At 41.1% G+C, this 11,174-nt stretch carries 11 protein-coding genes, 1 tRNA gene and 1 pseudogene; 7 read left to right on the top strand and 6 right to left on the bottom strand.

Annotated features, from left to right (window positions below; translation table 11 throughout):
* Together HCJ66_RS08725 and HCJ66_RS08720 are read right to left on the bottom strand one after the other, a co-directional pair.
* Positions 1 to 77 (bottom strand): annotated as a pseudogene (locus tag HCJ66_RS08725) (WXG100 family type VII secretion target); the annotation flags it as partial.
* Positions 78 to 408: 331 nt separating this feature from the next.
* Positions 409 to 882, bottom strand: coding sequence for a Dps family protein (locus tag HCJ66_RS08720; protein WP_036089159.1), 474 nt, complete (start codon positions 880 to 882; stop codon positions 409 to 411).
* 178 nt (positions 883 to 1,060) lie between these two features.
* On the opposite strand from HCJ66_RS08720, the gene HCJ66_RS08715 reads away from it, so the two are divergent.
* The 3 genes from HCJ66_RS08715 (at position 1,061) to HCJ66_RS08705 (ending at position 2,783) form a co-directional block, all read left to right on the top strand.
* Positions 1,061 to 1,486 (top strand): Rrf2 family transcriptional regulator, encoded by a 426-nt coding sequence (locus HCJ66_RS08715; RefSeq protein WP_187132773.1) that lies wholly within the window; start codon positions 1,061 to 1,063, stop codon positions 1,484 to 1,486.
* Between the two features lie 84 nt (positions 1,487 to 1,570).
* Positions 1,571 to 2,308 (top strand): SMI1/KNR4 family protein, encoded by a 738-nt coding sequence (locus HCJ66_RS08710; RefSeq protein ID WP_187132772.1) that lies wholly within the window; start codon positions 1,571 to 1,573, stop codon positions 2,306 to 2,308.
* A 1-nt stretch (position 2,309) separates the two neighbouring features.
* Complete coding sequence (locus HCJ66_RS08705; protein ID WP_187132771.1) at positions 2,310 to 2,783, top strand: low molecular weight protein-tyrosine-phosphatase; 474 nt, start codon at positions 2,310 to 2,312, stop codon at positions 2,781 to 2,783.
* Between the two features lie 34 nt (positions 2,784 to 2,817).
* Here the strand turns inward: HCJ66_RS08705 and nfsA are convergent, their stop codons facing one another.
* From nfsA to HCJ66_RS08685, 4 genes are all read right to left on the bottom strand, one after another.
* Positions 2,818 to 3,555, bottom strand: coding sequence for an oxygen-insensitive NADPH nitroreductase (nfsA, locus tag HCJ66_RS08700; protein WP_187132770.1), 738 nt, complete (start codon positions 3,553 to 3,555; stop codon positions 2,818 to 2,820).
* A 13-nt stretch (positions 3,556 to 3,568) separates the two neighbouring features.
* Entirely contained in the window at positions 3,569 to 4,078 is a 510-nt protein-coding gene (trmL, locus tag HCJ66_RS08695) for a tRNA (uridine(34)/cytosine(34)/5-carboxymethylaminomethyluridine(34)-2'-O)-methyltransferase TrmL (protein ID WP_187132769.1), read from the bottom strand.
* Positions 4,079 to 4,083: 5 nt separating this feature from the next.
* Positions 4,084 to 5,208 (bottom strand): tRNA epoxyqueuosine(34) reductase QueG, encoded by a 1,125-nt coding sequence (gene queG / locus HCJ66_RS08690; RefSeq protein WP_187132786.1) that lies wholly within the window; start codon positions 5,206 to 5,208, stop codon positions 4,084 to 4,086.
* A 376-nt stretch (positions 5,209 to 5,584) separates the two neighbouring features.
* Positions 5,585 to 5,655 (bottom strand) — tRNA-Gly (locus tag HCJ66_RS08685).
* Positions 5,656 to 6,119: 464 nt separating this feature from the next.
* On the opposite strand from HCJ66_RS08685, the gene HCJ66_RS08680 reads away from it, so the two are divergent.
* The 4 genes from HCJ66_RS08680 to HCJ66_RS08665 all read left to right on the top strand — a co-directional run bounded on the left by HCJ66_RS08680 (position 6,120) and on the right by HCJ66_RS08665 (position 11,098).
* Complete coding sequence (locus HCJ66_RS08680; RefSeq protein ID WP_187132768.1) at positions 6,120 to 7,313, top strand: AAA family ATPase; 1,194 nt, start codon at positions 6,120 to 6,122, stop codon at positions 7,311 to 7,313.
* A 1-nt stretch (position 7,314) separates the two neighbouring features.
* Positions 7,315 to 7,857 carry a hypothetical protein gene (locus tag HCJ66_RS08675; protein ID WP_187132767.1) on the top strand — a complete coding sequence of 181 codons (543 nt, stop codon included), beginning with the start codon at positions 7,315 to 7,317 and terminating at the stop codon, positions 7,855 to 7,857.
* 131 nt (positions 7,858 to 7,988) lie between these two features.
* The gene (locus HCJ66_RS08670) at positions 7,989 to 10,112 is read left to right on the top strand and encodes an ArnT family glycosyltransferase (protein ID WP_425489636.1); all 2,124 of its coding nucleotides are present in this window, start codon (positions 7,989 to 7,991) and stop codon (positions 10,110 to 10,112) included.
* A 5-nt stretch (positions 10,113 to 10,117) separates the two neighbouring features.
* Complete coding sequence (locus tag HCJ66_RS08665) at positions 10,118 to 11,098, top strand: glycosyltransferase family 2 protein (RefSeq protein WP_187132766.1); 981 nt, start codon at positions 10,118 to 10,120, stop codon at positions 11,096 to 11,098.
* Positions 11,099 to 11,174 lie beyond the last annotated feature (76 nt).

Below are 11,174 nucleotides of genomic sequence, written 5' to 3'. Positions count from 1 at the left end.
ATGTCTTGCCCTTTGCGCCCATAAGTTTTAGAGCGATCGCGAAGTTCTGCAGGGCTCATTCTGATTTGTCCTGACATCCAATTCATCTCCTTTTTTTGTATAAATATGTAACAGGAGAATCATATCATAAACTGGTATACTTGTAAACGCTTTTTTTGCATTTTATAGATTATCAAAAAATAAATAACATCATTAGCATCCACGTTAAAAAAATAGCTTTAATTCTGTATTCTAAGAAGTCATTTCTACCTACATTGATTTCTACCAGAACGATTGAGTTGTCGCCAAATTTAATGGCCCTATCCCATGTTAATATCGGAATAAGGCCATCATGTAAAACGATTTTATTTGTTTTTTTAAGCTCTCTACAATGATAGGGAGCAGTTCAGACTCTGTATCTTGATTTAATTATTTCTCCAGAGGTCCTTTACCTAGGAAGGCTTTGAACATCCAGATATGTTTGTCAATCGATGCTTTGAAGCCGATAAGCATGTCTTGTGTTACGTCATCGCCTTCTTTTCCTGTTAGTTCAATGCCTTGTTGATATTCGTCGCGTAATAATTCTAACGTGCCAACAAGATCTGCCATGAACTGCTCGATTGTTTTTGGTTTTGTGTATGGTGCTTCTTCTACGCTTGCGTTTTCTGAGAACTCTTTCAACGTTGAAAATGGTGCCCCACCAATTGCAAGTAAGCGTTCTGCCACTTCATCCATTTGTTCGCCGAATTCGCTGTAAAGATCGTCCATTTTTTCATGTAATGTGAAGAAGTTATGGCCACGCATGAACCAATGGATTTGGTGAATTTTCACCGTAAATACGTTTAAGTTCGCCACCTGATGGTTTAAAAATTCTTTTGTGTCTACTGAATTGATTGTTTTCATTTATAATTCTCCTCCTTATTTATAATAACTATTATCTAATAATAATTATAAACTAGTTTTTACGATTTGTCCAATCGTGTTTTCTCTCACAATCTTTTTTACCATAAAGCGTTGGGATGAAACATGGTTGACATCTTCTTATTTTGTAACTACAATGGTTACAAAGGAGTTGGTTTGGATGAAAATCAGTAGTCGTTTTACTGTTGCTACTCATATTTTATCATTAATTGCTACTCAAGAGCCACCATTAACCTCTGAGAAAATTGCTGGGAGCGTGAATACGAATCCGGTTGTGATTCGGCGTATTAGTGGCCAGTTGAAAAAGGCTGGACTGATTACTGTCAAGGCTGGGACTGGCGGCGCGACACTTTTGAAGCCACTGGATCACATAACGCTTTTGGAAGTTTATAAAGCCGTGGATAGTGTCGAGGATGGCGAATTGTTTCAATTCCATGAGAATCCTAATCCGAATTGTGAGGTCGGGGCGCATATTCAAGGGGCAATGGAGCAAACATTACGTGACGCGCAAACTGCGATGGAACAAGTATTGGCAGATAAAACTATGGCGGACGTTGTGGATTCGATTCGCTCGGAATTAGTATAAAATAGAGATAGAATCATTTTTGATGTTATGGCGCGTCAAAAATGATTCTTTTTGGTATACTGGGTGTAGAAAGAGGTGAACCGGATGGCTATTTGGTTGCGTGGGGCGAACCCTGCTTTGGATGGCGAAATCAAGGAGTGGGAACAGACGCATCGGCTTTCTTTGCCGGAAGTTTATAAAGATATGTTACGTGTTCATAATGGCGGACTGCTTGTGAAAAATCATTTTCCGGTTGCGGAGCCGACTTCATATGGGCTCGCGGACGCAGAAATTTATTCGATGGCGGGTCTTGATGGGCTGCTACTTCATATTTTGGAGGAGCAAGATGTGGATTTACCAGGGGAACAGGTGTATTTTCATCAAGACGGGCATCGCTATATTGGGCTCGATTATCAGACGGCGGAACCTCGTGTGATTTATGTCGATTTTGAAACACTGCAAACACTTGTTGTCGCGGAAAGTTTTGCGGATTTCATTGATGCGCTGTATTTCTCCCCTTTTGATGTGGCGTTTGCACCGGATTATCCACTTGAAAAATTGGAGCAGATGCTGGCGATGGCGAATGTGCAGAAGACGTTGGAGATTTTGCAGTTGCTTGAGGACCGCTCGGAGAAGGATTGGTATTTAACGCAGATTGATGGCTTGCTTCATTCGGATGAGGCGCCTTATCGACAAGTTGGCGTGACTTTGCTTGAAAATCAGATTTATTATTTCCGGCGAAAATTGGATGCGAGAAGCGTGGATGAGATGTTGTCTTGGCTGGAATCACAGCATTTTTGGCCGGAAAAGGTCGCGGAGTTAAGAAAGGAATGGGAGGATTAAGATGGTCGTTCGTGTATTATTTGTATGTTTGGGGAATATATGTCGGTCTCCGATGGCGGAGGGAATGTTTCGCGCTAAGGTGGATGCGGCGGGGTTAACGGACCAGATTCGGATGGATTCGGCGGCGACAGGAAATTGGAATTTAGGGAATCCGCCACATCGCGGGACGCAGCAGGTTTTGAGGCGGCATGGTATTGATTATTCGCAAATGCGTGCGCGTCTGATTGGTCAGGATGATTTTGCTGATTTCGATTATGTGATTGGGATGGACGGGTCGAATATGGCCGATTTGGAGGCATTGAAACCTCTGGATAGTAATGTTGTCCTGAAAAAATTGATGGATTTTGCGCCTGATGAAAAAGTGACAGAAGTGCCTGATCCTTATTATACGGGGAATTTCGAGGAAACAGAACGACTTGTGAGTGCAGGGTGTGAGGGACTTTTGCAGGCTATTCGGGAAAAATTAGATATATAAGAAAACGACGATTCAGCGCGAATCGTCGTTTTTCTTATTTTTTACCTAAGTTCTTACTTGCTAAGAAATCTTTGATATCCTGCCTTGTCGTATGGCGCAACCCACGTTCGATTTGGTCGGTCCAGCCTTCTACGCGCTTACCGCCTGTTCGTGCCGCATAGTAGTCGCGAATCGTAGCGTCATAGCCTTCGAAGTCTTTCATGTTTTTCGGTTGATACTGATTTTCATGGTAGACCAGTTCGCTAGCAAGTCTTGGTTTCGGTTCGGAATTCGTAGTCGGGTGGCCGATTGTCAGGCCGAATAGTGGTGTGGCATAGTCCGGAATATGTAGTAATTCAGAAACTTTTGCAAGATTGTTCCGGATTCCGCCGATGTAGCAAATGCCAAGACCCATTGATTCTGCTGCAATCGCCATGTTTTGAGCGGCAAGCGTTGCATCCACCGTCGCCACAAGAAAGCGTTCCATCGTTGACAGCGATTCTGTATCTGCCCCGCGCGCCTTACCAATTTCATGATGCCGTGATAAATCGGCGACGAAAACGAAGAATTGACCTGTCTTCACGACATAATCCTGATTTCCAGCGACCGCAGAAAGCTCCTGACGCAGTTTTAAATCGGAAACACCAATAATCGAGTATGCTTGTACAAAACTCGACGTAGAAGCCGCCTGTGCACTTTTGACAAGCAGAGCAATCTCCGCCTCTGTCAGCGCCTGATCTGTGAAATCGCGTACTGAATAATGACTTAAAATTCCTTCAATCGTTTCGTTCATTGGACTCATCCCCCTAGTCTTTAAAAATTTTACGATCATAGTGCGGCATTTGATCAAGCGTGCCAAACTGCTGTTGACGCAAGCATTCATAAATCAAAATCGCCGCCGTATTCGATAAGTTGAGCGACCGAATATGGTCGGTCATCGGAATGCGCAAACACGTATCCTCATGCGCCGCAAGAACCGTATCCGGCAATCCCGTCGTTTCTTTCCCAAAAATAAAGAAATAATCCTTATCCGTGTCTTGATAATCCACATCGCTGTACAAATGACGTCCAAATTTCGTAATAAAATAAAATTCGCCGCCTGCATTCACTTCGAAAAATTCCTCTATCGAATCGTAATATTTCAACTTCACATGATCCCAATAATCAAGCCCAGCTCGCTTCAACATCTTGTCATCCGTCGAAAACCCAAGTGGTCGAATCAGATGTAAATACGTATCCGTCCCTGCACATGTCCTCGAAATATTCCCCGTATTCGCCGGAATTTCCGGTTGATAAAGCACTATATGATTTGCCAAATTTTTCACCTTACTCCTATTAAATTCTTTGCCCTCGTAATTTCTGCCGTTACTTCTGCATCGTCATCGTGCGCCTGAATCAGCGCTTGTTCTGCATCTGCCCCACCAATTTTGCCGAGTGCCCAAGCTGCCGTCCCACGAATCACTGGTCGCGGATCTTCCGTCATACACCGAATTAGCTCTGGCACCGCCGTCTTATCCTTATACCGCGCCAACACGATAATCGCATTCCGCTGAATCGGCTTTTTCCCACGCCATGAGCCTGCCATCGGACCAAATTTCTCCTTGAACTCCTTATTCGAAATCGACAACAACGGCTTCAATTCAGGTTTCACCAATTCAGGATCCGGCTCCATCGCCTCATGAAAATGGAAATCATGCCCGCGGTTATACGGACACACCACTTGACACGTATCGCAACCATATAAACGATTATGCAACACATCGCGATATTTTTCATCCAAAAAGCCTTTCGTCTGGCTCAGATAACTCAGACAAATTTTCGGATTCATCTTCCCTTCCCCGAGCAAACTCCCCGTAGGACAGGCTTCGACGCACTTATTACAATCGCCACACAAATCTCCCATCGGCTTATCCGGCACCAAAGGCAAATTAGTCAACATCTCACCCAAATAAACAAATGAGCCAAACTCTGGCGTTATCAAAAGCGTATTCTTGCCACGCGACCCAAGCCCAGCCCGTTCCGCAACCGCGACATCTGACAGTTCACCCGTATCCACCATCGATTTAAACTGCGCATCCGGAACACGTTCGCCAATAAAAGCCTCCAGTAGCGTCAATTTTTCACGAAGCACCATATGATAGTCCGTTCCCCACGAAGCCCGAGAAAAAACACCACGACGCGATTCCTTCCTACTCACCGGCTCACCCTTCATTTTCGAAGGATACGCCAGCGCAATCGCAATAATCGACCGCGGCTCCTTAAAAATCAGATCAGGATACACCCGCTCATCAATATTCGGATGTTCAAAACCAGTTAAAACATCCTCTTTCGCGGCAACTTCCAGCCTTGTTTTCAATTCCAAAAAAGGATCAGCCGAAGCAAATCCTATTTTTTGAATACCTATTTCATCTGCGTACTCAATGATGTCTTGTTTTAATCCGTTCATATCTATATTTTGCAAGGTTCGCACCTCAGTTCTTAGTCTCTTGTCTTTATCTTTTGTCTTTATCTTCTTTTATCTTTTGGGTAAAACGTAGATACGGCTTTACACAAATCGAGCTAAAGCGTTTGAAATGGAAAGTTTAGCGTTAAGTCACGAACAAAAAAACAAGGTACTGCGTCAAATTCAGCGCCTCAAGATCTAGCTTCAACGGCCAACTCCTCGAAAACTTCACGCCCTCCACAAAAATCAAAAGAGGATTTTTACTGCGGCCGCTCCAGTTTTTTTCAGAGCTGAACGGGCCGTTTCAGCTTTTCGGTCAAAATAAAACGCAATGCTTCGCTTATAAAGGTCGAAACACTGCGTTGATAACATATTTAAGAGCGGGTGATGAGAATCGAACTCACGACAACAGCTTGGAAGGCTGTAGTTTTACCACTAAACTACACCCGCATAGTTTAGAACAAATTGTTCTAGCAACATTTAATATATTATCACTACTCCGCGTGTTTGGCAAGGGGTTTTTGAATTTTTTTAAATAATTTTTGTAATGATGGTTTCGACATAAGCGCATAAAAATTTTATATGCTACATAAATGAACCAATTTCATAATTCAGAAGCGTTGCAGCTCAGTGACTTTCAGAACGTCAAAAAAGGCTACCTCCCCATGTCACTCATATAAATACCATAAAATAACTAATATAATTTTTTCAAATCCCATTGCCTGCGCTATTTTGAAATAAAATGGGCTATTATTCCTGCGAAAACAAAAGCGGAGTTATGAAATCGGTTCAAATAACTTTAATCGATATTTTCGTCTAAAAATAAACATATATGCAATTTTATAATAAAAAAGCTTTATTTAAATCGTTTTTTTTAGTTAAGTGTGATAAAATAATTTAAGAGGTGATTTCTAATGGATATAAAATTAGTTAAAAGTATTTTTCATAATCTAACAGAATTTGAAAAACAAAATTTAACCGTAGACTTTTTAGCTGACAAACGAGTTTATGAATTTGAACATGATGAACATATTGTAACAAAGCTTATTAATAATATTTATAAGTTAAATACAATATCCCTTGTCGGAATAAATGCTTCTGGAAAAACAACAACTCTGAATGCTATATCAGATACTTTAAAAATCTTCATACAAAACGAAAGTCTAACTTATAAAATGAAGCTTGCAAATTATTTTGATAGTCTGTTGAAGACTGAAAATTATTTTTACCATCAAGGACTTGTTTATAAGCTAATTTCACATATTAAAAAAGATAGAAAAAATCAATCAGTTATCTTTGAAGAAGAATACTTGTATGTAAAAAAGTTGAAGTCCAATATAAGCAAAAAAGATTTTTTGACCTTCGATGATGGGCACCTAAAAATCGTAAGAAGTTCATTAGATAATCCTTTTCTTAAGGAAGAAGATTCTATTTTTTCAAGTATCTTAAACAGCATTGATTCTCATCAAAAGAACTCAATAAAGGATATGGGACACCAAACAAACTTCAATTACCTATCAGTCTATTCTGAACAGATGCCGATATCTTTTGTGAATTACTTAGATAACTCAATAGCTGAATTTTGTATACTCAATCAAACAGATGATGTTGATAATATTCCTCTCAAATTCAAAATTAAGTTTAAAGGGCAAAGTAAAGAAATAATATCTGATCTCATGGATTTAGATCAATACTTGTCTTCTGGAACTATTAAAGGTATAAATATTTTGATTAATATGATGTTGGTCTTAAGAACTGGTGGCTATTTACTTATAGATGAAATTGAAAATCATTTAAACAAAACAATAGTTGTCGATTTAATCAACATGTTTAATAGTCCGTTAAACAATAACGCAGCGACGTTACTGTTTACGACACACTATAGTGAAATTTTAGACTCTCTCGATCGTAGTGATAGTATATATGTACTCAGCAAATCTGAAAGTATATCAATAAATAAATTCTCCTTATTAGCATCTGAGCAAGATAGGATTGACAAAAAGAAGAGTGATCTCTTATTAAGTGGTGAATTAAAGTCTGCACCTAAGTACACTGCATATATTCAAATGCTAGAAGACATGAAACTATTTATGCAAGGTGGCGAATAAAATGTTTCATTCGAAAAATAATTATATCGCTTGTATATGTGAGGGTTCTACCGAACAAAATCTTATTAATCTTTTACTTGAGCAAAATCTATTAAGTTTCTCAAAAGATCAATTACTAGAAAAAAATACTATTAAAGGACTTTTTAGAGACTCTACTAAATTTACTAATAGGTTTCTTACTCGCGATTACGGAGATAAAAAAATAACTATATTTATCATTCAAGATAAAAAAACTTCTTATACTATTAAAGATCCCTACTCTAAAAAAATTGAGGGACTCTATCAATTTGTAACTTCTCCTGAAATTGAGATGCTTATGATTCACTCATTAAGTTTATATAAGGATTATCAGAAAGTAAAAAGCACACAAAAACCATCCTGCTTTGTTGCCGAAAAACTTAAAACATCTCCTAAAAAGATAAAGAGGAAAGAATTTATTGAAGATTTTTTTACTAAACACGATTTAAAAACAGCTATAATATCCCATAAAAGTAACTCCAAAAAAGTTTCTGGCTCCTATTTTTTAGCAGATTTATTAAAATAGTTTTCTATACAACTTGAATTCCATTTCTGGGTATTCAAGTTTTTTATTGAAATCAGCGAACATTTAAAACTAATTTCCCATTCTGTTCATTCTTTTTTCACATTTGCCAGATACACTGGGATTATCAGTAAATGAAGGAAGTGATGGAAATGGTGAAACAACGACGGATTGATTGGTTTTTAATTGGTATTGCAGTGCTTGCTGCGTTTCTAAATTTTTGGGGTGTATGGAATGACGATACGGTAAACCCTTATTATACGGCGGCGGTTACGAGTATGACGGAGAGTTGGTCTAATTTCTTCTACGGAGCGCTTGATCCTTCTGGGTTTGTAACGGTGGATAAACCGCCTGTCGCGCTCTGGTTACAAACGATTAGTGCTCTGATTTTTGGGATTCATGGGTGGAGTGTTATTTTACCGCAGGCGCTCGCAGGTGTTGGATCGGTTTTATTACTTTATTTCCTCGTAAAACCGACATTTGGTAGCTGGGCGGCTCGGATTGCAGCGCTCATAATGGCTACGACGCCGATTGCTGTCGCGGTTAGCCGGACGAATAATGTGGACAGTATTCTCGTTTTCGTATTATTGCTCGGCGCATGGGCGTTGTTTAAAGCTGTTCGCAAAGGAAAGATTGGCTTTTTATTACTGGCATTTGTTTTAATCGGTGTCGGATTTAATGTCAAAATGTTACAAGCTTACATGGTTGTCCCCGCATTTTTATTATTTTATTTAATCGCAGCAAAATTAAACTGGAAGAAAAAACTGCTACATCTTGTGATTGCGCTCGTGATGATGCTCGGCGTTTCTGTCTCATGGGCAGTTATCGTCGACAGCACCTCAGCGGATGCGCGGCCTTATGTCGGCAGTAGTCAGACAAACTCTGTGTTAGAGCTCGCATTTGGCTATAACGGCATGGAGCGGCTTCTGGGGCAAGAAACTGGCATGGGTACTGGTGGTGGCGGTCAAGATGGCGCAAATTCACAAACCAGATCGTCCAATAACGATAATATCGCACCTGATGCTAGCACGGAATCGGCTCAAAATGGCTCATCCATGTCTGGGCAACCACCTCAACCTCCTAGTGGCTCAACAAATGGCATGAATGGCGGCGGTCCTGGTGGCAACGGTGGTGGCCCTGGCGGCGGACAAAACGGTGGAAAACAAGGTGGCGGCTCGAAAATGATGGGCGGCACAGGGATGTTTGGTACTGGTACAGCTGGTCCATTACGTCTTTTCCAAACAGCACTCGGCGATCAAATCAGCTGGTTATTACCAATGGCATTGTTCGGCATGGCGGCTATCTTTATCGCTAATTGGAGTCGCAAACGTCGCTTCTTCCAATGGAATACCGCGCAAAAAGAGATGGCGTTCTGGGCTGCATGGCTCATTCCTGTTGCCGGATTCTTCAGTATCGCAGGCTTCTTCCATCACTATTATTTAATCATGCTAGCTCCTGCAATCGCAGCGTTGACTGGCGCTGGGTTTATGGCCCTACTCAAGCTCTATCGCAAAAATCATGGCGTGCCCGGCTACTTATTGCCAAGCGCAGTAGTCGCAACGACTGGCCTACAAATGTTCTTCATCGCGCAATATTCGATGCTTTGGATGGGAGTCGTTGGCGTGATTGGTCTAGGTCTTGCAACAACACTATTTATCGTGAAGCATAAACAAGCCTCATGGACTTCTTGGATCGCCATAGCGTCCTTAGTCGCCCTCCTTTTAGCCCCAACTTATTGGGCATTAACGCCAATGATGTACGGTGGCAATAGTGCACTTCCAGAGGCTGGCCCACAACTAAAAACGAGCAGTGGCGGTGGTTTTGCAGATGCGACAGTGAACGCGAAATTGATTTCCTATCTAGAAGAAAACAGTAGCGGAACGGAATTCTTATTTGGTACAACAGATGCTTCCACAGCAGCGCCTTACATTATCAAAACTGGTGAATCTGTGATGGCACTTGGCGGGTTCAATGGTACCGATCCAATTTTGACAGTGAAAGAGTTGAAACAAATGATTAAAGATGGCAAAATTAAATACTTCTATTTACCATCGAATAATAAGGCGAGTAGTTCAGATGTTGTGGCTTGGATCGAGGAAAATGGTACAAAAGTGGATAGCTCGGAATGGAGCGACGAAACGACGGATGCAACAACGAGCGCGACAACAAGTGAAAATTCGCAAGGTCGCGGCGGCATGCAAGGTGGCCCTGGTGGACAATCTGGTGGTACACTCTACAAACTTACCGAGGAGGATTGAGGACAATGACGAAAAAAATCTCTGTGGTCGTTCCACTTTATAATGAAGAGGCTGTCTTGGAACACACGTATCAGCGTTTGAAAAATGTGATGGAGAAGTTGCCCTTGGATTACGAACTCCTCTTCGTGAATGATGGGAGTAAGGATAAAACATTAGAACTCATTCAAGCAATTAGTTTCGCTGACCCACACGTGAAATGTATTGGGTTTTCACGAAATTTTGGGCATCAAGTCGCGATTACGGCTGGGACGGATTATGCGAGTGGCGATGCGGTTATTATTATCGATGCCGATTTGCAAGATCCTCCAGAGCTGATTCCTGAAATGGTGCATAAATGGCAAGACGGTTTCGATGTCGTCTATGCACAACGATCCAAGCGAGATGGTGAAACTTTTTTCAAAAAATGGAGTGCTAAAATGTTCTACCGTACGCTGCATAAACTGACAGATGTGGAGATTCCCGTTGACACCGGGGATTTCCGCCTCATGGACCAGAAAGTGTATACAGAACTGAAAAAGCTAAATGAGAAAAATCCATTTGTTCGTGGTTTGGTGAGCTGGCTGGGCTTTAAGCAAGTTGCAATAGAGTATGAACGGGATGCACGAGCGGCCGGAGAAACGAAATATCCGCTCAAAAAAATGCTCAAACTTTCCATCGATGGGATTACTTCTTTTTCCCATCAACCGTTAAAATTAGCGAGTTATACAGGTGTGGTCTTATCTGGCATTGGTTTCATCTACATGCTGATCGTGCTTTTCCAGACGTTATTTACAAGTACGACGGTGAGTGGCTGGTCTTCAATGATTGTTATTCAACTATTGTTTAGCGGATTTGTCCTCGTTATTCTAGGCATGATTGGCGAATACATTGGTCGCATTTACGATGAGGTCAAGGATCGACCGCTGTATATCGTTGCGGAACATTATGGCTTTGAAAAATCGCATGCGGCAAGTGACACAGTATTTATGAATCAAAAAGCGAATTAAAAACGCGCAAAACCATATTTTCTTGTGATGTTAGACTTCACGGAAAATGTGGTTTTGTTTTGCATCGGGAGCTTGA

The organism is Paenilisteria portnoyi (assembly GCF_014322795.1).
In the GTDB taxonomy this organism is placed as follows: domain Bacteria; phylum Bacillota; class Bacilli; order Lactobacillales; family Listeriaceae; genus Listeria_A; species Listeria_A portnoyi.
Note: the sequence above shows the minus strand (reverse complement) of the source record. Positions and strands in the feature narration are given on the sequence as shown.